Genomic DNA, 23,544 nt, shown 5'->3' on the forward strand with positions numbered 1-23,544 from the left:
CTTAAAAACTGTGCTGTATTGTGAACTTAGCATTAATAGGTAATTCAGGAAAAACCAAGGTTGAACCAAAATATCCGCCTTCAAAGACTGGCCGCCAATTCTTTTGATTCGTGACATTATTGATATCGAAACGCAATTTAGTGTGCTCGCCAATTAGGTAACTGGTGTTAAGACCTAAGGTGTATTGATCGCGTATGTTTACGGTTGCTAAAAAATCTAGTGGGTAACTTGAGGTATATAATGCCGCAAAGCCTGCTTGCCAAGATTCTGTAATATAAAGGCCACCATTAATACTTAATGATTGCTCTGGTATGCCTTGTACACGCCTATTAGAACGAGGAAAAGCGGTGAAGTTTGGTGCACCTACGCTAGTACCTTGAATAATGTCAGGACGAGAATTATCAAAGGCATCAGCAATTTGCGACGAACTTTGACTACTGGCAGAATTGTCATAACGAGCATCAAGATAACTGTAACCTATGTTAAACCAATAGGGCGCAGCATCATAAAACACCTGCAGTTCAACACCTTTGGTTTTTATGCCGGTGTTACTGCCATCGCGATTACGTAAGCTACGACTTTGATTAAACAATGCTCCGTCAATATACCAAGCGCTGTTGTCGGGTATATATTTAATGCCCACTTCATTTAGCGTGTTTTCAGTAGCAAAGTTCTGTGTATTAATTAAGTTATCAGCGCCTAATGAATTACCACCGGCCATGCTATTTGAAGTTGCTTCGTTATAACTCGTTGCAGCATAAACAGTTAAATCAGTATTAAGCTTGTAATTAACGCTGGCTTGACCTGAATGTAAGGTTTTATTAATACTATCTTGTGCCGCTTTCTGCCCAGTAGGTGCAATAGGATCTCGTGCTTGTACATCATAAAAATCAATACGATAACCAAAGTTTGTTCTTAGACGATCGCTCCATTGACTGTCTTGTTGAATAGCAAAGCCCGTTTGCCAGCTGGTAGAGTCGGTAGTATCTGATAACGAATAGTCACCAAGGTTGTCATTATTGACATCATACTGACCACCGGGTGAAACAAATACACCGGGGCGCAGCTCTACAAGTCTAGCTTGTTGTTCTACTGTTAGGGGAATGCGGCGGCTCTCAACAGGACCCGTTAAATCAATAGGGTCGTCAGCTTCGGTGGTAAATTGGCTATAACCTCGCACTTTATTATAACGGACATCAAAGGCGAGAATAGTTTGTTGCTGATTGTTCCAATCATGACTTAGCTCAAGTCGGTTTTGCGCGGTATCGGCAGCATCTATGATTTCAACAAAGCTATTTTGAGCAATTTCATCACGGGTTAAATGTTGATAATAAGTGCTATTTTTTAATTGTGTTTGGCTGCTTAGTTCGTGGGTGTAGATGCTGTGCAATAAAAAAGTGTTAGCTTCGTTTTCATTATCAGGATCGGTTAATACCGTACTACGGCTAATTTGTACTTGTCCGGTTGGCGAAATTATGGCTCCAGCGCCGGGTATAAGGCTACCATTAGGTTGTACGCCTTGGCCGGTAATATATGCGCCGCTGTCGATTAGTGCTTGTGTTGGCCTATTAATGCCAGCATTGTCGGTAAATTCAACTTGGTATAATTCAAGATTAATATCCCACGTGCTTTGGCTATCAGGCAATAAACGAAAGGCGGCGTAAAAACTGTCACTTTTAAAGCTTGAGTAATCATAAAAACTACCATTATCAATATGCTCAGCGCTGATTCTAAAACCACTCTCACCTTTAACAATTGGCGCACCTATATCCAGTTGTGCACTGTATTGATCCCATCGCCCAGCAGTCAACTTTACTTTTGCAGCACTTTTTTCAGTCGATGCGCGTTTAGATTGTAAATTAACAAAACCACCGTTACGTTGGCTACTACCAAATAACACTGGTGGCGCACCTTTTATTACATCTAGCTGATCGACAGAATTAAACGAAAGTGGTACACCAAAGCCATTATTTCCTGCTTGGCGACGCATACCATCTTGAAAAAGTTCACCTAATTGACCACGTAAAGTAGGTAAGCTTGGCGCACCAAAACCACTTGCTGAGTAGCTGTTAGGCGTTACGGCTAAAATATCTTGTAAGTCAGTTATGTTTAATTGTTCCATCATGGCGCTAGTAATAGGCGTCATAGATCGTGCAATGTCAGCCAAGCCTAAATCATCGCCAAATGGGCCACTGATTTTGGTGTTTTTGGGCGAAAAACCATGATTAATAATGCGTTGACCTGCAACTTCAATAACTTCAACATCAGTTTCCTTAGCTTCTTCAGCACTGGCTATTTGAGCGTGAAAAATAAAGTGCATACTAAGGGCTATTAAACTGTATTTCATTTGAGAGTACCTAATTTTTTGTTATTAATCATGCTTGATTATGAACTTATTAAAAATGTTATGTCAGTCTAGACCGAGATTAAAAATAATAAATTTCAGGATTTTAATTTACATTGGTTTTTAATCTTAGTCATTAGTCAAAATAGCGTTTTAAAATTTCTTATGGATTGGTTAAAAAAACATAAGCTATAAAACGAAGTTAATGTACTAATGAAGGCAATAACGATAGTGAAAATACTGGTAATATTACTCATATTTTTTTAGAGTATTGATGAGATAAATTGAAAGAGCTGTAGTTGATGTTAAAAATTTGCTGGTAGTTAACCAATTTATAGTTTTGAGGATTTGAATATAAACAAGACTTACTCGAGTAAAAACTAAAAATATGCATTAATCTTTGTGTTCATCAGCAGTGTGAGCTTGATTGGTGTTAAAGTAGGAGGCAATATTATTTTTTCTTCTTATTATTATCTACGTAAGGGGTAATAAGATGATGAGTTAGCGTTAGTTTGAATATTTTTATTAATAAAGTCTGCGCTAGACTTATGCATCTCCTTCAATATATGCTTTTGATCTTAATAAATATACAGCCAAACCATCAAAAGTAGCAAAATTATACTTATTGAAGTAGCTTGGCTATAGGCATACATTTCGTTGCTAATTTGAGAACAAAGTGATTAAAATAACTTTGTTCTCAGTCATAAGCGAATAACTAGTCTTTAGTGACGACTTCTTTTACGCTTGTGGCGACTTTTGCAACTACACGACGATTTAACTTATGGGCAGCAATGTTATTATCTGTTGATAATAATTGAGTTTGACCATAGCCTTTAGTCGTTAATCGACTAGCGTCAATATTGAATTTGTTTACCAGGATGCTTTTTACTGATTCTGCACGTTTTTTCGACATCATTAAGTTATAGTCGGTAGTACCGGTAATCGAAGTGTGTCCTTCAATCTCAACTGAAGTATTAGTATATTCTTTCATGAAATCAGCTAATCTTTGAATATCATCGACTAATGCAGGCTCAACAATAGAGCTGTTATGAGCAAAGGCAATATTAAGCTTAATTTCAACCGCCTGTTCTGAATATAAAGTACAGCCCATAGAATCGACTTTTACGGTCACAGGTGTGTCAGCACAGCGATCAATGTTGTCGCTAACACCATCGTTATCACTGTCTACAACTTTTGCTACAACAGCTGATACTGCTGCTAGTGTAGGTTTGATACTTACCGCTGCTTGCTTAACATCGCCAAAGGCATATTTAAGGCCTAATTTTAAACTTTGATCGATATAACCATAATCAACATCTTTATAAATAGCGGCTTCACTGTAAAAAGATAAACGGTCGTTAACCTCAAAGCTGTAACCGGCACCAACATTTAATGCATTGTAGCTTTTCGCGTTACTAAAGCGTTTCACGCCAGCAAACATATACAAATCGCTATCTTCTAGTTTGTAAATAGCGTCAACGCCTCCACGAATGCCATAATCTTTATCTGTACCGTTATCTATGTCATAGCGAGTTCCTGCAATTTCAAAGCGCACATTCCAGTAGTCATTAATAATTTTTTGTAAATCGATACCGATAGATTTACCGGCCTCAATTTGGTACCAATCCATTATTGCTTCTTTGTTACTACTCGATTTTATATAATCGCCAAAGACGCCAAGTTCCCATGTTTTATCAATAGTTTCAGCAGTTAGTGGTGAGCTGATAAGGGCTGCGAGTAGAGAGATTTTAAATGCTTTCATTGGTAATTCCTTGTTTAGGTCTAAATAATATTAATAAATTTTTTTGTATAACGAAGATAATTAAAGAAAGTCATAAATTAATTTATCAGCTAAGTTTCTAATATGCATTTTGACAATTATTTTTATAAAACGCTACATATTACCTCTTTTATTTTGATTAAGACCAACTGAGAATATTGATATATTTTAGTCGTAAGGAATTAATTCTATTGAGAACTAGCAAAGAACTAGCTAGAGCTAAGTTGTAAATGATAATTGAAAATAGAAACAGGGTGTTTTTTGATGTTACAGGCGTCTGTTAGCTAGATTAAGCTAAAGTTGAGAGTGCTGAATGGAGTTTGATTTAGTTGAGCTGAGGTTAAAGAAGAGGGACTTATTTTACCCCTCTTTATATTGCTATTGTTTTGACTTTGTGGACAATTTTGTTACAAGGTTATTTTTTTATCCACTGCCCAGCAGCATTTTGAATAAAATAGCCGGGCTGAGTTTTATTTAAGGCTTTTTCAGCGGCTAGTGCGGTGACTTGCGCCATGGTGATGTTATTTTTACGCGCTAGGTTAAGGTAAATGTTTTTACGCTTTTCGTTAACACTTGCAACTAAGCTTCGCGCTTCGGCGTTCTCTACCACTAGGCCTAGGTAACCGTTTTGCATTTCTCCAATCAAACCTTGTTGCTTGGCGTCATCTAGTGAAATAGCCCATGCGGAAAATGTCAAAGTTACAGCTAGCAGCGCACACATTAATTTTTTAACTATGTTGTTGGTCATGTTATTAGATTGTTTACTAGTAAATTTACTCGTTAATCTATTAGATAAGTTATTCATAATTGCTCCTTAAAATACGTCACTATCAGCACTAAAAATTTCATCAAGTTGTTTGTCGACTTTTACCCTGATTTCATGATCAATTTTTAAATTTAAATTAATCGTGATCGGTTCTTTGGCGCTAACTTCTATTTTATGTGTACAGCCACTGATTATAAAAAGAGCTAACACCGTGGTTAGTATTTTATTCATACTCACTCCTTATTTTTTTGTAAATCTTTGATAATACGTTCTTCAAATTTTTTGGTAATTGACATTGATTCAAGCAAGCCTAATAAGTCATAGTTTAAGTTCAAGTTCAGATTCACATCGTTATCTATGTCTGGGTTTTGGCCTTTGATCACGGTTTTTAATAACATATAGCCGTCATCTGCCATTGAAATATCAGAAGACAACTGATGATAGTGCAAGTTCTGTAAGGCATCAAACGCTAACTTTAACTGGCTGTTATTCGCTTTTAGCTCAGCTACCGCTGGATTATTTATCACCTGAATAAGGCCATTAGTCACATTATGCAGTTCGCCTTTTCCCATAGTATACTTTTCGCCATCATAACTAATAGGCAACTGGCCTGATATGTTTCCGGTCACTACAATACCTTGCTTTTTGTCTAGCGCCAACACCTGCTCTAAGTCTATACTAGTTAACTGAACGTCAACTGAATGGCCATGCTTAAGTGGCCATTGAATTTTTGGAATGGCAAAGCTACCACCTAATATATCACCTTTGACTTTTGTCGCTGATATTGTAAAGTCTTTTTCATAACTCAAACGGGTATTAACGGAGAGTTTTGATATCGGTGTTGGGATATCTATCAATGCAATCGTTAGGTTTTCTTTTCGTTCTTTAGATACATCATCAGGCGTGGTTAACTTACCCGCTAAAAATTGAAAGTTTTGCTGCCAATTAAGCTCTTGTAACCAAATGCCATCTACTTCACCGCTGACTGATGTCATCGCTATTGATATGGCTAGTGGAGTTTTTTCAAAATATGTTAAATCAGTTACCTGACCTTCTACGCTGTAGCTCAGTTTTCCTTTAACTAAGGCTATTTTTGTTGGTAATTGAAGGTTTAGAGAAAGTAGGTCAGTTAACTGTAACGCTTCAGCGGTTAAGGTGATGTAAGGTTTAGTTACTGCGCCCAAGATTGTTAAATTTCCTAGCGGTACATTATCGGCAGTGGCCGTAGCATTTATTTGAATGTTATTTAAATTACCGGCAATAGTACTGCTTAGCGCTAATTTTTTGACTACAATCATTTCACCCACACGCAATTTTTCAGCCTGACTTTTCACTTTTAGATTTAAGTTAATGACACGCTTCCCTTGAATGTGCGCCTTATTGTTAACTTGTACAGGGTTTTGACCTTGCATAGCGGTTTGTTGTTGAATCGGGTGGTGTATTTTTACACTGCCTTGTATTTTCGTGGCTAATATCTTGATCGATAATAATTTTTTATCTGCTGTTTTTTTATTTGTCGACATGGCGATGTTGTTGCTAGTAAACGATGAGTTTTCATCAAGGTTTATTATTGTTTGCGCGTGGTTTTGGCTAATAGAACCTTGCAGCTTGACTATAACCGGTGCATCAGTGAAATTATTAATGCTTGAGAGTAACAATGGGCTAGCAAGTTTAAAATTTAGTTGTGCCAATAGTGGACTTTGTTTTGCTGGGTCTTCTGTTACTGGATTATTGTGGCGACTTAGGTCACCGTTGAGATAATGCTTTAGGTTAAAGGCCAGGTTATCTAAGTTCAGTTGATGCACTTGCTGAGCCCTTTCTGCCTTTATGGCTATAGCTGATAACGACAGCTGCTGATCGTTTAGGTTAAAAGCTAATTTTCCTTTTGGCTGAAAATTTAATTGCTCAACTGGGTTGTCTTTTAGTAGGCTGATGAGTAAAGGTGATAGTGCATTGTTGTTTAAGTAATCAATCAGGTGTGGGTGACTATATTGCAACTGCAAGCTGTTGTTATGTTGAAACTCAACTGTAAGTTCAGCATGTCTGTTAAGCGCTTTATCTTCCCTGCTTAAGTTAGCCGTGTTTAAGTTAACTTTGCTGTGCAGATTAAGCGCGCCGGAGAGTTCAAGAGGTCCACTCGCTTTAATACCTTGAGCAGCAACAAGTGAAAAGTTTTTCAATTGCCAGTTTAAGATTAATTGTCCTGCTTGATAATTTAATAAGCTATAAAACTCACCGCTAGTATTAAGCGAGCCTAAAAATTTTATTATTGCAGGCGCTAGCGGTAGTTTATGTGCAAGTAAAAACTGTTTTAATGGGGTTAACTGACCAGATACTTTTAAGTCCAAGAGAGCTTTTTTATGCTGGTTAGTATTTGATAAATCAACAGATAATAAAACGTTATGCTGAAGATTTTTTAATGAAAACGCTAAGGTATCTTCTATAAAGGAAAATTGGCCTGTATAAGGTGCTTTTTGTTCGCCATTATTGCTATTTATTGTGCCGCTATTTTCCTTTGAGAAAGGCGAATAACTTAACGCTGCCACCTGAATATTAAAAGGTAACTTAAGCTGTTCAAGTTGCGTTAAATAAGTCTTTAGCTGTGCTGTTAACCTTGCCGGGTTATTTTTTTTCGGACTACTTTTGAATAGTGTAAGCAAGTCTGCTCTGCCTTTGACCGTTATTGATGCAACATCGATACGTTTAATTTTTTGCTCAGCAGCTAATGCCAAGGTTATTGTTATATCTTCAATATTGATATCTGCTTGCGGTATTTGCAGGCATAAGTGACTTATCGCCAGCTTTAAATCTGTGGTGAAGTGAAAGTCTAGACAGGTGATTTTTGCGTCATATAACGCCAATTCATCGTGACTAAAGTTTTGTACAATAGCAACGCGGGCAAAATAGAGTAAAAAGAGGCTAGTCATAATAGTGCTTAGTACAAGGGCAAGTGTAATTAAGCTTTTTTTTGGGAGCATCATCTTTGCGTATTTATTCCTTCGTCCAAGCGCTTTTGGCTTTGCTTAATCCATTTTGTACCGCTACTTTATGGCTGTTGAGTAATAGGATCAATCAAAATCATGACTTTCTCATTCATGAGCATATTTTAATTACGCTATAGAAGCGCTATGATATTGGCATTTTTCACGCAAAGACTATAAAGAGAGACGCATGTCAGCTGTTCCATTAGAACGTATTACCATAGAACCTACTTCACCCGCCACAGCCTGTGTTATCTGGTTACATGGATTAGGAGACTCAGGTGCAGGATTTTCGCCTATTGTGCCAGAACTAGGTTTGCCTAAAAACCACGCGGTACGTTTTGTGTTTCCACATGCGCCAGAGCAAGCCGTGACTATTAACCAAGGCCATGTCATGCGTTCATGGTATGACATAAAAAGTATGGATTTACATAATCGTGCTGATATGGACGGTGTGCTTAAATCTGAAGTCAAAATTCGAGCATTAATTGCAGAGCAAGTTACAGCGGGTATACCTGCAAAGAATATTATTTTAGCGGGCTTTAGCCAAGGCGGTGTGATGAGCCTGTTTACTGGTTTGCGTTACCCTGAAAAGCTTGCAGGTATTATGGCGTTATCATGTTATTTACCTAATGCTGATGCATTACCCGAGCAACTAAGTGCGGCAAATAGTGATACAGCAATTTTGCAACAACACGGCGACAATGACGATGTTGTGCCTTTAAGTGCGGGTAAAATGGCTAATACCTTACTTAATGCGAAAAACTACCCAGTAACATGGCAAACTTATCCGATGACGCATAGTGTTCATCCAACACAAATCCGTGATATTGCCACCTGGTTAGTGGCACGTTTAAACTTAGTGTAAAGCTAAATCATCAAAGGGGAGATAAAATGCCAGAAGTTAAGGTTAAGCTTGTTTTTGAGAAAGAAAACAAAAATAGCATACGTTTTAAAGAAGTAGCTGAGCCAGGTAAGGCTGAAGCTATGGGTAGTATCTATTTACAAAAGTGGCTTGTGGGTGATGCTAAAGCAATTGAAATTTTGGTGAAAGTTCCAGACTAGTGGTTTTTAATTGTTTTTTAGTTGGCGATTGCTCAGTTATTTCGACGAAACACCAAGTTTTGTAGTTAAAAGGTAGCCTTTATGAAAAAGAATGAAGACTAAGAGTACCCTGCGTTTAGGCGAAAACGAGAAGCACATTTAAGGCTCTATGCACCTAAGTCTATAAATTACAGGTGCAGCTGAAAAAGAGTTTTTAAGTAAAGCCGAAGGAAATTTAGGACCTGCCCCCCCCTTTTACTGAATGTGAAGAATAGTTCATGCCTAGTCATGGGGGGAATAAATAAAACGTTGTGTGCAGGCGATTATGCAGAATATAGAGACAAGTTCGAAAGCTAAGACGCTTGTGTTTACAACTCGCAAAGCTGCTGCGACTGAACAGCCACTAATATGGACAATTTTTAAGTATGATTTATGAACCTAAAGAGAGGCTTACAGCCATTACCAATAAGGCATTAGAGTTTTTCAATAATGATAATGAAGCCACCCAACGCTGGTTAAATCACTCAGTTCACGGTCTTAAAAACCAGCGGCCTGTTGATATGGCTGACACGGTTGAAGATACACAAACGGTATTAAACCTAATAGGTTGCTTAGAACAGGGGATGTTTGTCTAAGCAGAATATACCAGAGCCTTTCGCGTCGACAACAACTTCATCTCATTTGTAGTGGCCAACTGTAGTGGTCAAGTAAAACTGGATACTGATTTATATTCTAATCAGTATCTTTTCTCTGACTCATTTTGTATTCTTCTACTGTTTTGAGCTCCAAACCCATAGGTAAAAGTCTTGCAGCTCAAGCGCTGTAGTTTTTTGTTGCGCTTGGCCTAGTTATGGTTAGTTTGTCCATAACTAGCTCAACGTAGTGCATTTTTCACCATAACAGGTTTAATAACAATAACGGTTTCAATACTAATCCCCTTAGCAGATAAATGAATTAACCCAGCTTTTGAAAGACTAATAAGCGATTGTTTGCTGGCATAGCATGATCATTTTCTAGCGATAAACCTACACTCTCCGCTAAGGCTATTATTGCCTCCATATCGCGAATAGCACTTTGGCTATCACGCTCTTTGAGCCAGATATCAAAACTGGCATTACTCTCGCTTGTGTACTGGCCTTGATAATTAAATGGCCCATAAATACAACATTTACCCTGTTGATTTAAATGTTGTGATGCCCCACTAAAAAATGCTTGCACTAATGGCCAGCTAATAATATGCAAGGTATTTGCTGTGTATATGGCGTCAATTTTTTCAATTGGCCAAGGATGGTTTAGATCAAGTGCAATAGGGTGAAGTAAGTTACCTGCAGGATATTCTCTTAACCATTGGCTAATGCCTTGATGATTTACCAATATATCGCTAGTCTGCCAACTTAACCACGGCATGTTGGGCGCAAAAAACACTGCATGTTGGCCAGATCCTGAACCGACTTCTAACACAGTTTTACTGGCACTAAAGCTATCAGCTAGCGCAGATAAAATAGCAACTTTATTGTTCTCACAGGCTTGGGAGAAGGGTTTGTTCATGGCTGTTTACTCAATTTTTCACTCAGTTCTTTACTCATATGATTACTAGTGTGACTAACAGTTTTCATCGTTTAACTTATAAGGTAGTAGTGCTTGGCACTGGGCTTGATAAGTACGCATTTGTTGCTGTTCTTGCAAACAAAAATCTTTGATAGCAGGTTTAAAACCCGCATGTTTGATCCAATGATATGACGTGGTTAGCTTAGGTTCAAAACCTCGGGCTATTTTATGTTCACCTTGGGTACCCGGGTGAAATAAGCTCAGTTTATTTTCAATACAAAACTCTATGCCTTGGTAGTAACACAATTCAAAATGTAAATTGTTATAGCTCTTCGTGCAACCCCAATAGCGACCATATAAATGCTTGTCGTCAAAAAAGAACCAAGCACAAGCGATGTCTTCACCGTTACAGTTAGCGATGATCAGCAAGATATGCTCAGGTAACTTTTCTACTACTGACTTAAAAAAATCAAACGATAAATGTGGCGTATGTCCACGTTTTAAATAAGTTAGCTGATAAGTTAAATAGAAAAACTCAAGTTCTTTTTCACTAATATCTTTACCCATAATGCGTCTAATCTCAATATTTTGTTGCGCAATTGAAAAACGTTCTTTGCGAGTGTTTTTTCTTTTTCTGGCGGTAAAGCGTGAGAGGAAATCGTCAAAGTCACGGTAGTTATAGTTTAGCCAATGAAATTGCACCGTGTTACGTTGGTAAACATCATCAGACTTTTGCTGTGTTGGTAAGCAATATAATAAGTGCCAGCTATTTAAGTTTTTATGTTGGCAATGGTGTGTTAATACCTCGAAGACATCAGCAAGGACAACATGGTTGGATAACAATTTATGGCTAGTTACCGGTGTAAAAGGTGTGGTAGCGACTAATTTAGGGTAGTAGGGCATATTATGTTTTTCATAGGCTTCGGCCCATGCCCAATCAAAAACATATTCTCCCCACGAATGGGATTTAACATACATGGGCAGAATAGCGTTAATTTCACTTTTATCATTATCACGCAATTGTAAATGATGAGGTTGCCAACCTTGAGCACTACTAACCGATCCACTAGTTTCTAAACACTGGAGGAATTGATAATTTGAAAACACCGACGGCTGTCGATTTAGCCGTTGCCAGTCTTGTTCAGCTATAGCTGAAATATTATTTATGATTTCAATTTTCAATGATTATTCTGTTACTTAAGTTACTAATCTCTGCAGCTTAACAGATGGTTAATTTAATAGGTATAAAGCTTTTTAAGTAACTAATGTCTGGCAATTTATGAGCAATATTTACCCGTAACAACAAATTCATATCTTTAGATTTAATTCACTTGGTATAATGTTAAAAACGTAATTAGGGTAATGAAACCAATGAGCATTGAAAAAACACTGAAGTCATTTTTAAATCAAGTTAAAGAAACACAAATAATTTGGGCGTTACAAGATAAAAACAGCGAAGATTGGGTGGTACTTGATTCAATTAACTTTGAAAACACTGAAGTTATGCCACTTTGGTCAACACAAGCACTGGCCAAAAGTCATTGTATTGAAGAGTGGGCTGATTATATACCTGCGGCTATAACGTTAGCTGATTGGATGGAATTCTGGATTGAAGACTTACTCGAAGATGGCGTTATTATCGGTATCAATTGGCAAGAAAATGATGAGTGTTTGGAGTTAGAACTGCCTGAGTTTACTCAAGCATTGGCAGCAGTTGAAACGTTATAACTAGCCAAGCCAAACGGTTACGATGTTAAGCTTATAAGCGCCTACTATCGCATTAGTGAACACACATATTGCAATACCAATGAATTACTCTTGCAATATGTGTGTTCATAGCTCCCTCTAGGCAAATATTCAGTGGTTATTATTGCCCGTTATTTATTTTTAAGCCCCAAATCCTCCTAAAGTGGCTACTTGTTTTCTCAATTCAGGTGTCATTTACTCATTTTCAGAGATTAGCTAAACCACCTACACATAAACCACCCACACATAAAGTAACAGACTGTTTTTTAAATTTAATTCCAGTCTGTTACATTAAGTTATTAATGGTTTATATCGCTCTTTAAAATAGTCATTAAAGCCTTTGCGGTATGTTGAAGCAATAAACTTCATTTATATTTCAAAAAATCATTAGTTATATTTTAACCCTACCTTCACTAAAATAATGAAATAGCTTTACAACTTATCGGGTCAAATTATGCAGTTACCTTTGATGCAGAGATAAAACTGTCGAACTAAAGCTGTAGAACCAAATTTATTATTTTGGCAATGAACGGGTCATACAAAATAAAGTTAAAAATTACACTTAAAAAATAGGAATAAAGCATGATTAAAGCAATATTGGAAAAAAGTTATAGCATATTAAATTCAACGAAAAAATTGGATTTTCTTGCGCCATTATTATTACGTTTGTATCTGGTGCCTATTTTTTGGATGGCGGGTACCACTAAAATAGAGGGTTTTGATAATATTGTGCAATGGTTTGGTAATGACGATTGGGGCTTAGGTTTACCCTTTCCTTATATTATGGCCATTTTAGCTGTAGGTGCTGAAGTTATTGGTGCTATTGCCTTATTACTTGGCTTAGGTGTGCGCCTCATGGCTGTGCCTTTGATGTTTACTATGTTTATAGCGATGACATCTGTGCACGGACAATATGGCTGGCAAGCGATTGCAGATGCTAATGCACCATTTGCTAACGAGCGAGTAGAGGCAAGCGTTGAGAAAAAAGAAATGATTGTTTCTATTTTGCAAGAACACGGTAACTACGAGTGGCTTACCAGTAGCGGTAATATTACTATTTTAAATAACGGCATTGAGTTCGCAGCAACTTATTTCATTATGTTATTGGCACTGTTTTTTATTGGAAGTGGGCGCTATGTCAGCCTTGATTACTGGTTCAAACGAAAAGTATTACCAAATGCATAAATAACTTACAAAGATAAAAATACAACAATAATCGTAGAATATAATGAATTAACATAGCAAAAACTAAATTTTAAGGTGCAGCAGTTGCACTAGCTGTTGCAGGTTAACAATAATGCGACGCTTAGGATGCAGTGCTTTTAGAGTGTTGATATAAATTGCTTACCTCTTTTTACAATTTAACAACAAAGTAAGTATTGCTACCATGCTCAAATAAGACTACTTTTATTTGCAAGTAATAGAGTTAATAACCTTCATAAACTCGTTCATATATAATGAGACAAATACCGGTAGTAAGTAAATGTTATGGAAATAAATTAACTCTTATGATCAACTTCCTCCCTAAGCGCCCTGTTGTCAGTTTTGTTGTCAGCATTATTATCACAACTTTATCTGGCTGTGCATCATTTGAGCTCACTGATCTTTTTCAGGGCTATAACAGCCAAATGAAGCCTGTTAAAGCAGCCCAACGCCAAGGTGAATTTGTTAAAGCGCAAAACCTACTAGGTGAACGTGCTCAAGGTAATAACAGTTACGTCTTAAATTTACTTGAAAGAGGGCGCTTAGAGTTTTTAGCCGCCGATTGGCAAGCTAGCCAAAAAAGCTTTGCTCAAGCCTATGTTGAGATTGAAGAACAAGGTAATAAGGCAAAAATTCAAATCAGTAAAGGTTTTGAAAATTTAAGCGCAGTCGTCAGTAACGACAATGTGACTTCTTATCAAGTGCCTTATTATGAACAAAGTATGTTGCATAGTTATCAGGCGCTAAATTACTTATTTCAACATGATTTAGTTGGCGCGTTAGTTGAAGTACGTCGGGCAAATTTAGTGCAAGAGAAGGCACTGAAAGCTTATAAAAACGAAGTTTATCAAGCGCAAAAGGAGCTTAATAACTCAGGCATGACCACAGATAGCCTATATAGTGGTTATCCAAGTATGGCAAGTGCGATTGGTAAAGTGAAAAATGGTTTTCAAAATGCCTTTACTTTTTATCTTTCTGGCATCTTGTATGAAGCCAGTGGCGAGCTAAATGACGCTTATATAGATTATAAGCGCGCCATAGAAATATACCCAGAGAACCATTATTTACAACAAGATGTTTTACGCTTAGCCGCTAAGTTAGGTATGCAAGACGACTTAGCGAGCTTGCAGCAACGTTTTGGAAAATATCAAGCACAAACGTCAAAAGAGCAAGGGCAAGTAGTTGTGCTTATTGAGCAAGATATTGTCAATAGTAAGCAAGATATTGGCTTAAATCTGCCAGTAGGTCGAAGCAACAGCGGCTTAAAGTTTTTCAGTTTTTCTTTACCTGTGTATCAAGAGACTTTACCAAAGCACAGTAAACTTACCTTTAAAAATCAAGACCAAAGTTATTTTTCGAATGAAATTGTGGGTATTCAATCGTTAGCCGCGAAAGACTTACAAGAACAATTACCCGCACTGCTGACCCGACAAGTCGTTCGCGTTGTTGCTAAAGAAAAAATGCGACAAAAATTGAGTCGAGAGGCGGGCGATGTCGGTAATATTTTAGCCAGTATTTACAATATTGCCTCCGAAAGAGCAGATACTCGAAGTTGGTCAACCTTGCCCGATCAAGTGGATATTGTGCGGATGAATTTACCCGCTGGTAAGCAAGTATTACAAGTGCAGCTAAATGGACAACAAAAAAATATTGAAGTTGACGTGCAGCCAAATAGAATCACCTTAATTAATTTTTCTGCTATCGGTAGCTATACTGGTTATCAAACAATAAATTTATAAATAATGGATGCCTTAGGAGGGAGTATGTTCAATAGCATAAATATAACTAGCATGGGCCAAAATATCAGTAGATGTTTAGCTGTGATATTAGTGAGCGTTTTTATTACCCCCGGCTGTGCGAATAATAAGCCTCCTGTGACCTCTGGTACAGGCACCAGTGCCATCACCCAAGGTGATGACTTTAGTAAACACCTTGAAGTACAAAACGATGATTTAGCGAAAAAACTCGTGATTAGCGACGTTAAATCACGCAAAAATAATGGCTTGTTACAAGTCAACTTAACCTTGACCAGCCGTTATGAAAAATCACAAAAATTACAATATCATTTCAATTGGTTTGACGAAGCAGGCTTTGTTATTGAAGCCGGAAAAACACCCTGGATACCATTGGAATTACACGGAAAACAATCCACCACTTTACCCGGATTAGCGCCGAATATTAATGTCAGTACATTTAATGTTTATGTTCGTGCAATCCCTGAAAAAGCATATAAATATTAATCGTTAAGGAATAGCATTATGAATAAATTAGCACTGGTAACAACACTCGGCTTAACCCTAGTATTCGCCACGGGTTGTGCTAATAAAGCCGTGGTTCGCTATGGCGATGCCACCGCAGTAGAAACTACCGATATTAACTTTGGTTCAACCGACTTACAAAAAGTTGCTGCCCAAATGACCGACTCGTTATTATTGTCACCAGTAGTGGGCACATTAACGCAAAATGCCCGCCCAGTAATGTTTGTTGAACGCTTAAAAAATAAAACCAGTGAGCATATTGATACCGAGTCAATCACCGACTCTATTTCTACTAAGCTTTTACGCTCTGGCAAATTCCGTTTTGTAGATATGGGTCGAGTAGAAGCGGCACGTGAGCAATTAAACTTTCAACATGACGGCGGCATGGTTGACCCAAACACAGCATCACAGTTTGGCCGTCAAATTGGCGCGCAATACATGTTATACGGTAACTTATCGAGTATCGTTAAAAGCAACCAAGATAAGTCTGATGTTTACTATAAATTCACTTTACGTTTAATGGATCTTGAAAGTGGTTTAGTTGAATGGGCCGATGAAACCGAAATTCGTAAAACGAAAGCCAAAGAATCAGTGGGTTGGTAAGAGCTAAAGTGAGATAGTTTTAGAGACCTTGAGCGTGCTGCTTAAAAAACAGATAGTGTGGTAAACAGCAGCACGCTCATAGACGTTATACTTCAAGTGCTATTTATTACACTCTATTTATTACTTTATATTTAATAAATAAAGGAGAGAAAAATGAAAACAATCACTCTAGCGTTAATTTTCTGGTTGGCATTGATCCCTTTCGCTAATGCTGATTATGAGCGCAATAAAGCTGTGCCGGTTGAAAAAGTTTTATTTGGTCAGGTATTATCAGTACGAAATATTACCGAACAGGAGTTGATTCAAGATAAAAACCAAGGCTGGAAAACCTTTGGTGGTGCGTTAATTGGTGGTGCAATAGGCAATCAATTTGGTAGCGGTAGCGGTAGCGGTAGTGGCCGCGGCGTAGCAACCATATTAGGCGCTATTATTGGTGGTTCAATCAGCCATGATAGAAACCCCAAATATCAAGAAAAAACCCTACTGTTAGTTGAGTTAATGATCAAAGTTAATAACGGTGATGAATACATGGTGATACAAGACCTAGACCATCGTATGTTATTTCAGCCAAAAGACGCGGTTCGCATGATTTATCTTGCCAATGGCACAGTACGTATTGATAAACAAATGTAAGCTGGCTGGTTAAGCGGGTAAAAAAGTTCTAAAATCAAGACCTAGATGTAATGTTAAGCTTCGGCTTATAGTGCGAATGTGAGGTAAATACTCGTGATAATACTTACTTGTATCCATAAAAACACCTATATCACAATAAGAGGCTAAAATTAGTGAGGAATGAGTATTGGCCAGTAGCATTAATCTTATAACTCATTTAGCTGCGCTTCAAACCCAGAGATCATTTTTAGCCGTAAGGTTACCAGCCGTATCGCCAGTATTAACAATACCCTTGGGTTCCACAATCATAATTTTACACTCCCTGCTTGCAGAGGGTTTATGCTCTACACCTTTTGGAATAACAAACATTTCACCTGACTCTAGTGAAACTATACCATCACGAAATTCAATAGTAAGGCAGCCTTCAATAACAATAAACACCTCGTCAGTTTCCGGGTGATCGTGCCAAATAAACTCAGCTGCTACTTTAACTAATTTAAATTGGTATTCATTCATTTCAGCAATGACACGAGGTGACCAATGTTCAGAGAATTTTGTGAATTTTTCGTTGAAATTAATAGGTGAAAATTTCATATTGACTCCATGGTTGCTCGTGCAGCTAACCATATATTATGTTGTAAACGTTTAACTAACTTTTATTTATTTGAATAGTTAACAACTGACCTGAAATTTATTTTATGTTACATCTTGGGTGTTTATATTTTATATTTACCGTGACAACATTATTTCGACCTTATTAGAACTGTCTCCTTGGATAAAGTGCACACTGCTAGTGCACACTTATGCCACATTCCAGATATTAACTTTTAAATAAACTGAACACTTTGAATTATATTATTGTACCAATAATGCCTTATTAAGAGATGAATAATTGTCGGTTATAAGCGACAAAGAAGCAAAAATAACTGTTATTTGTCCTTTTGAATGGCTTATATGCGACTTACTTAACTCGCTTATTTTGCTGATACTCATAAGCCTCTTCTGATATAAAACTGCTCGTTTGACCCGATTTTATTTTAGCCATTTCAAAATCTTGAACAGCTTTAATCTCAAGCCTACGAGACCACCATTTTATTTCACTAAGCATTCGTTTTGCATTAGCTCTTAAATTTACAGCATTAGAAGATTTTGCAGTTAACGAGCATTGAGGAGGATCTATTTTGTGATTTTGACAATACTCTAGAGCATCAGCTAATCCTTGCTCTGTAATTAACTCCTCACATTTACTGGCGTGTACTTCTGCATTTGAAACGTACTCAGCAATTATTAATTCTAATTTTGACATATTACTTTGAATTCCCTCTCTAAACTTTTGGAGCATATAACGCCCTGTTAATTACTTGTACTTAATGATTAAATACAACGAGTAGCAATAAAATCAACAACAAGTAGACTGCTTTTTTAGCATATGTGTAACAATTTAATTTAAGCATTAATTGCCCAAAAAACATTACTAAAACATCGATTAATGCCACATTCGAGTGATTAGATTTTAAAGACACTTAATCACTTTGGATTAGGTTTTGTATCGATAATGCCACAACATTGCTTTTTAAGTAATTTCAGTGCCCTGAACCTTCTGTAGTGATGCTGACGTAAATATATCCATCATTTGGTGACTCTGCATTCCCTACAATTGTCGTTGCTCGCCATTGTGTAATCAGGAATATAAATACTGCTAAAGGCTTAAGGGATGGCAGAGGATTAATGTTTTCCTTAATCCACTCTCTCTGGTCAATATTAGATTCTTGACCCGTATATTTCTCAAACTGACCTACAGCGTGAACAAGCTCTCTATTTTCCTCAATGTTTAACTCAAACAAAATATTCCCGTGCTTGAGAAATAAGCTTTCATAATCTGCATTAGCTACTTTGATGTCAGAGTGCTTTATTATGAGTGGATCAGCCATATTATTTTTTCCATTTGAAGCTCTTGTTATATTCATTTATTACTGTTTTTCTTTAAAGACTTATCAATTGCATCTACTTGTGTCTGTTTTCTTTTAAGGCAATTCACCCTATCTTGTGCATGACCTTGTTCGCATTTTGACGAAGCGCCTTTACTGTCTATTACAGCAGAGGTTCCTGAATATATGGCATCAAAAACATTATTTCCTGTTTGAATAGCTGAACAAGCAGATAGAAAAAAGGGCAAAAGTATAATTAAAGATTTCATGCTTACTCAATTCCTTTGATAAATATAATAGCTCATTATGTATACGACTCAGTATCACATACACCATAAACAACATTAAATTAACATTAATGTTTCATACTTTCAAAGCATTAGAAACTAATAATGCTAAATCACATGTATATTAGGGTGCGTTACTAAGGTCTATCAGCAATACAGCCTTAATAAATAAAACATTTTAAATTCATGCGGTTAATTGAATTTGTTTAGTGTGTATTATAATAAATGGTGTGTTACTAATACGTCTTAGTAACACACCTAGAAAAATCATACTGACTTCCATATAAAAAGGCATGACATCATTTACGCTAGTAGTTAATTCATTAGAAAATATATGCAATATTTTTAGCTAGAATGTCAGGGATGTGCACAAAGTGATCTTATTTAATCGTGATAAACTTAATGTTATTCAGTGGTCACAGTAGATGTCATTAGGATGCAGTGTTGGATGATAATGACGGGCAGTTTTGATGTAATTGGGTGGCACAACTGATGTGAATTTCCAATAAGGGTTCATAGCTTGCTCTTTAGAATAAGTAGCTATTTTTGAATGCATCTTTAGAGCGCTTGCAATGGTCTTTAGCTTTATCCATTTCCTTCATGAAAAAGTAGATCACTTACTTAGTCAAATGGGTATAAAAATAACTTTTGATATGTTTTTTATTAAAAAAGTGTAATTAATAAAAACTTAAATGGGTTTTCAAACGTATGATGACTATCACCTCATTAAATAATAAGTTTTTATGTTTTCAATATTTAAGTCAAACCCATTAAAAAAGTTAAATAAACGTTACGAAGCTAAACTTGAAGAAGCTATGCATTTACAAAGAAAAGGTGATATCAAAGGCTACTCAATGGTTACTGCTGAAGCTGAAAAAATAGCAGTTGAAATAAAAGCGTTAGAAAGTGCCACAAAATCCTAACTAGATGGCAACATATTTATTGTTTAAAATTTGTAGCATGTTTGTAATATTTGCTAAGAATTAATAGCCAGTGTCTTAAATTCTTGGGTTTGTTGTGAGCCAAAATATGCATTAAGACCTATTATTGCCTTTTTTAGGTTTTCTTTTTATAGCTACGTTGCTTTATATTATAGGCAACGCTGCTTTCAGTATCTGACCTCAGCTTTATAACTGGCATTGATTGGTTAGTTTACTTCTTTTGCAATAACATCCCAATTACTCCCTCTATAATAATGCCTGTTTTTAAGGATGTATCTGACAAAAAGTTATACTTTATACTGCCATCATCTTCAAAGAGTTTTAGAGAGTAACAGCTGAGAAGATAAATTACCCATAACCGGTAACATATGTCTGGGATGATAGGTTATTTTACAGATACTGCTGTATATTTTGAAAGCAACAAGCATTTTAATAGCAAGATCACTCATGAAGTGATCTGCTTTTCTACGAGGAAAAATGGATAAATACCAACCATAAAATTTTACCAGTAGTTAAGCTACTCATAAATTCTATCCTGTGGGTGGCATTGCCGATTTGAAATAAACACTTTAATTTATATAAGTAACGCTCAATTGACCTATTACCGGCTAATTTATGGTTGTTTATTACATAATGGTTATAAGATTTGTCATTTACTGTACAGGTATTATTTGTGTCAACAGCGGTTCTTTTCTTCTCTTGGTCGTGAAAAACCTTTGTTATTTGTGAGTCCAAATTTGTATTCATTACATCACCTAGCATTAGATGATGTAAACCAAGCTACAATCCCCCTACATTTATTAGCTAAAATGCAAAAAATGGCGATTTGTTAGCTACATAAATACTTCATAAATAAAGCTGACTTTTAGTCTTGTTAAGGTTAAGAAGTACTATTTTTCAACAAAAGCTCTTTCAACAACGTAGTCGCCTTGCACGCCTTTTTTACGACTTTCCTGAAAACCTCTTTCATCTAACATGGCACAGGTGTCTTTTAGCATAGCAGGGCTGCCACATAACATCACGCGGTCAAACTCGGGATCAATTTCAGGTATGTCAATATCAAGACAGAGCTTACCTGTTTTTATTAAATCAGTAATGCGTCCTTCATTTTTATAGCTCTCACGAGTCACACTGGGATAGTAGATTAGCTGTTCAGCAATCATGTCACCAAGATATTCATGATGAGGCAGATCTGTGGTTATTATTTTGTGGTAAGCCAGTTCATTCACGTACCTTACGCCATGAAATAAAATTACTTTGTCAAAACGCTGATAAGTTTCTGGATCTTTGATAATACTTAAAAAGGGCGCCAAGCCTGTTCCTGTGCCGATCAAGAATAGGTTTCGACCATCTCGTAAGTCATCTATAACCAAAGTTCCGGTTGGTTTACTGCCGATAATAACTTCATCACCAATAGCTAAATGTTGTAATTTGGAGGTAAAAGCCCCTCCTTCAACTTTAATGCTGAAAAACTCCAAATAATCTTCATGGTTTGCACTGGCGAGACTGTAGGCGCGTAGAATGGGCCGAGTATTTTCTTGTGCTAAGCCAATGATGATATATTCACCATTCCTAAAGCGGAGACCTTGACTACGGGTAGTCTTAAAAGAAAAAAGACTATCGTTCCAATGAACAACATCGATGACTTTTTCGGGATTAAATTTTTTTTGCATGGTTTGTCCTGTAAGCAACTTTTGACTAAATAAAAAATAAGCTTTATTGACTCGGTATGAAAACAGATGATTGATGACAGTGTCATCTATGCTCAAATCAATTAAAGACTAGCTAAATTTCCTGATAAAATTTAGCAGCTCTTTGGTAAAATCGTAGGCTTAACTTAAGGTTACATAAGCATAAAGTCTGTGATTTTTTTTAAGGAAAAAATGATTAAAAGAGCGATAGGTTTGAACAATAAACCGACTTAGCATACCAAAAAGTAATTTTTTTAGTTTGACTAGTTAACACCTTATACGATATTTAAACCGTTACAGATCATTTGTGGCCACCAACTTCTTTGCCGTAAACCAGTCAGCTATAATACTGAGTTAGGTGGAATATATTTAACTCTTAGTAAGCACAAGTAAACACAAGTACGCACCAGTAACCATTAGCAAGCATAAGGTAATAACCAACAACTAATAATTACTTCAATATCAGTAATCTTCATTAATTATTCTGAGTACGGTAGGTAAGCACTTTAGCGCTGCATCGATATTACCTTCGACTGAAGCTGAAACGATTGCACCTTCTTTAAGTAGAGAAATGGTGTTTGCAACAACTTCACATTCATCTGTTTTATTGATGAACATACTCACTTTTTCCTTTATTAGCAGGCTAATTTTATGCTTGTGTTCTTTACAAGAACGTCGTGCAAGAGAGTTAGGGTCACCATATTCAGCCGCAGTATTTATAAAATAACAGCCTTTAAATTCATCAAGTCCAGCCACTCTGTTATTAAACCAATTATCTAGACCGTAAAATAGCGCAAGAATTGACTCTTTACCTGTTTTCTTGCTATTTAATATTGATTCAAACCACTGACAAAAAAGATGATCTCGATATTTAAGAGTTGCTAATACTAGTTGCTCTTTACTTGAGAAATGGTGATATAAAGTTTTTTTTGCAACACCTGACTCTTTTACTATTTCATTTATGCCAACTGAATTAATGCCATTGGAGTAGAAAAGTTGTAATGCTGTTTTGATTAAAAGCAATTTTTTTACATTCATATATGTGACTCCTAATTAAAATGAATCTTGACCCAAGTAGAACAAGCAGTCTACCATGGCAGAGGTAGATATTCCTTCTACTAAAAAGGAGATTTTATGAGTAAAACTATTTTTTCTTTCGTTGCGGGAATTGCTGCTACTTTGGCTATTGGCGTTCTAGCTTACCTTGATAGCTTGTCAATAAGCCCTGGCGTTTGGTTAATGGCACCATTTGGAGCTTCGGTTGTATTAGTTTTCGGTGTGCCGGCAAGTCCACTTGCCCAACCTAAGAATGTTATCTTAGGTCATTTTTTTACTGCGCTAATTGGCGTTATTTTTATTACTTATGTTGGTGTGCAGCCATGGTCGTTGGCCTTAGCGACCGGATTAGGTGTTACGACTATGCTGCTTACAAAAACCACTCACCCACCGGCTGGAGCAAATCCTATATTAATTATGCTGACAGGGCAAAGCTGGTCATTTTTACTTACTCCAGTCTTACTTGGATCATGTGTCATCGTGGTTTTAGGCTTAGTGTTTAATAAACTGCGTGTATTATATCTTGAAAAGCCATAGTGCTATAAATTAATGAATAATGGCTAAAACAGCGGGCTATTGCCTCTATATTTTAGCCAATTATTTTGACATTGCGGATAAAAAGTCTGCTCGACATCAACAATATCTCAATTCTTTAACCTCTGAGTTTCAGCATAGTGCCGACTCTTTCTTAAACCCAAAATGTCAGCTTCATAGTTAAGTGTGCGTTTAACTGGTTGATTTTACGTAGCGTCAACC

Annotated in this window: 24 protein-coding genes; 11 read left to right on the forward strand and 13 right to left on the reverse strand. The window is 36.6% G+C overall.

What is annotated here, in order from left to right:
• Nucleotide 1 precedes the first annotated feature (1 nt).
• The 5 genes from H4J46_RS15025 to H4J46_RS15045 form a co-directional block, all read right to left on the reverse strand.
• A complete protein-coding gene (locus H4J46_RS15025) occupies nucleotides 2-2,347 on the reverse strand; it encodes a TonB-dependent siderophore receptor (RefSeq protein ID WP_182234276.1) in 2,346 nt (781 codons plus the stop codon).
• Nucleotides 2,348-3,059: 712 nt separating this feature from the next.
• Nucleotides 3,060-4,106, reverse strand: a complete 1,047-nt coding sequence (locus H4J46_RS15030; protein ID WP_182234278.1) for an OmpA family protein — start codon at nucleotides 4,104-4,106, stop codon at nucleotides 3,060-3,062.
• A 433-nt stretch (nucleotides 4,107-4,539) separates the two neighbouring features.
• A complete protein-coding gene (locus H4J46_RS15035) occupies nucleotides 4,540-4,872 on the reverse strand; it encodes a YdbL family protein (protein WP_182234853.1) in 333 nt (110 codons plus the stop codon).
• 66 nt (nucleotides 4,873-4,938) lie between these two features.
• Nucleotides 4,939-5,121, reverse strand: coding sequence for a YnbE family lipoprotein (locus H4J46_RS15040; RefSeq protein WP_182234280.1), 183 nt, complete (start codon nucleotides 5,119-5,121; stop codon nucleotides 4,939-4,941).
• Between the two features lie 2 nt (nucleotides 5,122-5,123).
• The gene (locus tag H4J46_RS15045) at nucleotides 5,124-7,817 is read right to left on the reverse strand and encodes a YdbH domain-containing protein (RefSeq protein WP_182234282.1); all 2,694 of its coding nucleotides are present in this window, start codon (nucleotides 7,815-7,817) and stop codon (nucleotides 5,124-5,126) included.
• A 244-nt stretch (nucleotides 7,818-8,061) separates the two neighbouring features.
• Here H4J46_RS15045 and H4J46_RS15050 point away from each other — a divergent pair, with 244 nt between their 5' ends.
• From H4J46_RS15050 to H4J46_RS15060, 3 genes are all read left to right on the forward strand, one after another.
• Nucleotides 8,062-8,739, forward strand: a complete 678-nt coding sequence (locus H4J46_RS15050) for an alpha/beta hydrolase (protein WP_182234284.1) — start codon at nucleotides 8,062-8,064, stop codon at nucleotides 8,737-8,739.
• 26 nt (nucleotides 8,740-8,765) lie between these two features.
• Nucleotides 8,766-8,936 carry a hypothetical protein gene (locus H4J46_RS15055; protein ID WP_182234285.1) on the forward strand — a complete coding sequence of 57 codons (171 nt, stop codon included), beginning with the start codon at nucleotides 8,766-8,768 and terminating at the stop codon, nucleotides 8,934-8,936.
• Nucleotides 8,937-9,340: 404 nt separating this feature from the next.
• A complete protein-coding gene (locus tag H4J46_RS15060) occupies nucleotides 9,341-9,550 on the forward strand; it encodes an antitoxin Xre/MbcA/ParS toxin-binding domain-containing protein (protein WP_182234287.1) in 210 nt (69 codons plus the stop codon).
• 319 nt (nucleotides 9,551-9,869) lie between these two features.
• On the opposite strand, the gene H4J46_RS15065 is transcribed toward H4J46_RS15060, so the two are convergent.
• Both H4J46_RS15065 and H4J46_RS15070 read right to left on the reverse strand, forming a co-directional pair.
• Nucleotides 9,870-10,463 carry a DUF938 domain-containing protein gene (locus H4J46_RS15065; RefSeq protein ID WP_182234289.1) on the reverse strand — a complete coding sequence of 198 codons (594 nt, stop codon included), beginning with the start codon at nucleotides 10,461-10,463 and terminating at the stop codon, nucleotides 9,870-9,872.
• 54 nt (nucleotides 10,464-10,517) lie between these two features.
• A complete protein-coding gene (locus H4J46_RS15070) occupies nucleotides 10,518-11,645 on the reverse strand; it encodes a GNAT family N-acetyltransferase (protein ID WP_182234291.1) in 1,128 nt (375 codons plus the stop codon).
• Between the two features lie 189 nt (nucleotides 11,646-11,834).
• Between H4J46_RS15070 and H4J46_RS15075 the strand changes: the two genes are divergently transcribed.
• From H4J46_RS15075 to H4J46_RS15100, 6 genes are all read left to right on the forward strand, one after another.
• On the forward strand, nucleotides 11,835-12,191 hold the full coding sequence (locus H4J46_RS15075) for a DUF2750 domain-containing protein (RefSeq protein WP_182237225.1): 357 nt from the start codon (nucleotides 11,835-11,837) through the stop codon (nucleotides 12,189-12,191).
• 600 nt (nucleotides 12,192-12,791) lie between these two features.
• The gene (locus H4J46_RS15080; protein WP_182234293.1) at nucleotides 12,792-13,394 is read left to right on the forward strand and encodes a DoxX family protein; all 603 of its coding nucleotides are present in this window, start codon (nucleotides 12,792-12,794) and stop codon (nucleotides 13,392-13,394) included.
• Nucleotides 13,395-13,717: 323 nt separating this feature from the next.
• Nucleotides 13,718-15,151, forward strand: a complete 1,434-nt coding sequence (locus H4J46_RS15085) for a COG3014 family protein (protein ID WP_182234295.1) — start codon at nucleotides 13,718-13,720, stop codon at nucleotides 15,149-15,151.
• A 24-nt stretch (nucleotides 15,152-15,175) separates the two neighbouring features.
• On the forward strand, nucleotides 15,176-15,652 hold the full coding sequence (locus tag H4J46_RS15090) for a YcfL family protein (protein WP_259365898.1): 477 nt from the start codon (nucleotides 15,176-15,178) through the stop codon (nucleotides 15,650-15,652).
• A gap of 18 nt (nucleotides 15,653-15,670) precedes the next feature.
• Nucleotides 15,671-16,273, forward strand: coding sequence for a penicillin-binding protein activator LpoB (lpoB, locus tag H4J46_RS15095; RefSeq protein WP_182234297.1), 603 nt, complete (start codon nucleotides 15,671-15,673; stop codon nucleotides 16,271-16,273).
• A 153-nt stretch (nucleotides 16,274-16,426) separates the two neighbouring features.
• Entirely contained in the window at nucleotides 16,427-16,906 is a 480-nt protein-coding gene (locus H4J46_RS15100; protein WP_182234299.1) for a glycine zipper 2TM domain-containing protein, read from the forward strand.
• 207 nt (nucleotides 16,907-17,113) lie between these two features.
• On the opposite strand, the gene H4J46_RS15105 is transcribed toward H4J46_RS15100, so the two are convergent.
• The 4 genes from H4J46_RS15105 to H4J46_RS15120 all read right to left on the reverse strand — a co-directional run bounded on the left by H4J46_RS15105 (nucleotide 17,114) and on the right by H4J46_RS15120 (nucleotide 19,082).
• Nucleotides 17,114-17,479 (reverse strand): cupin domain-containing protein, encoded by a 366-nt coding sequence (locus H4J46_RS15105; protein WP_182234301.1) that lies wholly within the window; start codon nucleotides 17,477-17,479, stop codon nucleotides 17,114-17,116.
• A gap of 367 nt (nucleotides 17,480-17,846) precedes the next feature.
• Nucleotides 17,847-18,191 (reverse strand): hypothetical protein, encoded by a 345-nt coding sequence (locus tag H4J46_RS15110; protein ID WP_182234303.1) that lies wholly within the window; start codon nucleotides 18,189-18,191, stop codon nucleotides 17,847-17,849.
• Between the two features lie 277 nt (nucleotides 18,192-18,468).
• The gene (locus H4J46_RS15115; protein ID WP_182234305.1) at nucleotides 18,469-18,852 is read right to left on the reverse strand and encodes a hypothetical protein; all 384 of its coding nucleotides are present in this window, start codon (nucleotides 18,850-18,852) and stop codon (nucleotides 18,469-18,471) included.
• Nucleotides 18,849-19,082, reverse strand: a complete 234-nt coding sequence (locus H4J46_RS15120; protein ID WP_182234308.1) for a hypothetical protein — start codon at nucleotides 19,080-19,082, stop codon at nucleotides 18,849-18,851. Before H4J46_RS15120 ends, H4J46_RS15115 begins: the two co-directional genes overlap by 4 nt.
• Before the next feature lie 761 nt (nucleotides 19,083-19,843).
• Here H4J46_RS15120 and H4J46_RS15125 point away from each other — a divergent pair.
• On the forward strand, nucleotides 19,844-20,023 hold the full coding sequence (locus H4J46_RS15125) for a DUF6435 family protein (protein ID WP_182234310.1): 180 nt from the start codon (nucleotides 19,844-19,846) through the stop codon (nucleotides 20,021-20,023).
• A 908-nt stretch (nucleotides 20,024-20,931) separates the two neighbouring features.
• Here H4J46_RS15125 and H4J46_RS15130 read toward each other — a convergent pair.
• Together H4J46_RS15130 and H4J46_RS15135 are read right to left on the reverse strand one after the other, a co-directional pair.
• Nucleotides 20,932-21,714, reverse strand: a complete 783-nt coding sequence (locus H4J46_RS15130; RefSeq protein WP_182234312.1) for a ferredoxin--NADP reductase — start codon at nucleotides 21,712-21,714, stop codon at nucleotides 20,932-20,934.
• Nucleotides 21,715-22,194: 480 nt separating this feature from the next.
• A complete protein-coding gene (locus H4J46_RS15135) occupies nucleotides 22,195-22,770 on the reverse strand; it encodes a TetR/AcrR family transcriptional regulator (RefSeq protein WP_182234314.1) in 576 nt (191 codons plus the stop codon).
• Between the two features lie 96 nt (nucleotides 22,771-22,866).
• Here H4J46_RS15135 and H4J46_RS15140 point away from each other — a divergent pair, with 96 nt between their 5' ends.
• Nucleotides 22,867-23,325 (forward strand): HPP family protein, encoded by a 459-nt coding sequence (locus H4J46_RS15140; protein WP_182234316.1) that lies wholly within the window; start codon nucleotides 22,867-22,869, stop codon nucleotides 23,323-23,325.
• Nucleotides 23,326-23,544: the final 219 nt, after the last annotated feature.

The organism is Colwellia sp. MB02u-6, from assembly GCF_014077095.1.
Taxonomy (GTDB): Bacteria; Pseudomonadota; Gammaproteobacteria; order Enterobacterales; family Alteromonadaceae; genus Cognaticolwellia.

Coding starts and splice junctions, on each gene's coding strand:
- H4J46_RS15115 (WP_182234305.1), bottom strand. CDS start 18,852: ATGAATATAACAAGAGCTTCAAATGGAAAAAATAATATGGCTGATCCA.
- H4J46_RS15120 (WP_182234308.1), bottom strand. CDS start 19,082: ATGAAATCTTTAATTATACTTTTGCCCTTTTTTCTATCTGCTTGTTCA.
- H4J46_RS15130 (WP_182234312.1), bottom strand. CDS start 21,714: ATGCAAAAAAAATTTAATCCCGAAAAAGTCATCGATGTTGTTCATTGG.
- lpoB (WP_182234297.1), top strand. CDS start 15,671: ATGAATAAATTAGCACTGGTAACAACACTCGGCTTAACCCTAGTATTC.
- H4J46_RS15045 (WP_182234282.1), bottom strand. CDS start 7,817: ATGACTAGCCTCTTTTTACTCTATTTTGCCCGCGTTGCTATTGTACAA.
- H4J46_RS15075 (WP_182237225.1), top strand. CDS start 11,835: ATGAGCATTGAAAAAACACTGAAGTCATTTTTAAATCAAGTTAAAGAA.
- H4J46_RS15090 (WP_259365898.1), top strand. CDS start 15,176: ATGTTCAATAGCATAAATATAACTAGCATGGGCCAAAATATCAGTAGA.
- H4J46_RS15030 (WP_182234278.1), bottom strand. CDS start 4,106: ATGAAAGCATTTAAAATCTCTCTACTCGCAGCCCTTATCAGCTCACCA.
- H4J46_RS15060 (WP_182234287.1), top strand. CDS start 9,341: ATGATTTATGAACCTAAAGAGAGGCTTACAGCCATTACCAATAAGGCA.
- H4J46_RS15110 (WP_182234303.1), bottom strand. CDS start 18,191: ATGTCAAAATTAGAATTAATAATTGCTGAGTACGTTTCAAATGCAGAA.
- H4J46_RS15040 (WP_182234280.1), bottom strand. CDS start 5,121: ATGAATAAAATACTAACCACGGTGTTAGCTCTTTTTATAATCAGTGGC.
- H4J46_RS15135 (WP_182234314.1), bottom strand. CDS start 22,770: ATGAATGTAAAAAAATTGCTTTTAATCAAAACAGCATTACAACTTTTC.
- H4J46_RS15085 (WP_182234295.1), top strand. CDS start 13,718: ATGATCAACTTCCTCCCTAAGCGCCCTGTTGTCAGTTTTGTTGTCAGC.
- H4J46_RS15080 (WP_182234293.1), top strand. CDS start 12,792: ATGATTAAAGCAATATTGGAAAAAAGTTATAGCATATTAAATTCAACG.
- H4J46_RS15050 (WP_182234284.1), top strand. CDS start 8,062: ATGTCAGCTGTTCCATTAGAACGTATTACCATAGAACCTACTTCACCC.
- H4J46_RS15055 (WP_182234285.1), top strand. CDS start 8,766: ATGCCAGAAGTTAAGGTTAAGCTTGTTTTTGAGAAAGAAAACAAAAAT.
- H4J46_RS15100 (WP_182234299.1), top strand. CDS start 16,427: ATGAAAACAATCACTCTAGCGTTAATTTTCTGGTTGGCATTGATCCCT.
- H4J46_RS15025 (WP_182234276.1), bottom strand. CDS start 2,347: ATGAAATACAGTTTAATAGCCCTTAGTATGCACTTTATTTTTCACGCT.
- H4J46_RS15105 (WP_182234301.1), bottom strand. CDS start 17,479: ATGAAATTTTCACCTATTAATTTCAACGAAAAATTCACAAAATTCTCT.
- H4J46_RS15125 (WP_182234310.1), top strand. CDS start 19,844: ATGTTTTCAATATTTAAGTCAAACCCATTAAAAAAGTTAAATAAACGT.
- H4J46_RS15140 (WP_182234316.1), top strand. CDS start 22,867: ATGAGTAAAACTATTTTTTCTTTCGTTGCGGGAATTGCTGCTACTTTG.
- H4J46_RS15065 (WP_182234289.1), bottom strand. CDS start 10,463: ATGAACAAACCCTTCTCCCAAGCCTGTGAGAACAATAAAGTTGCTATT.
- H4J46_RS15035 (WP_182234853.1), bottom strand. CDS start 4,872: ATGACCAACAACATAGTTAAAAAATTAATGTGTGCGCTGCTAGCTGTA.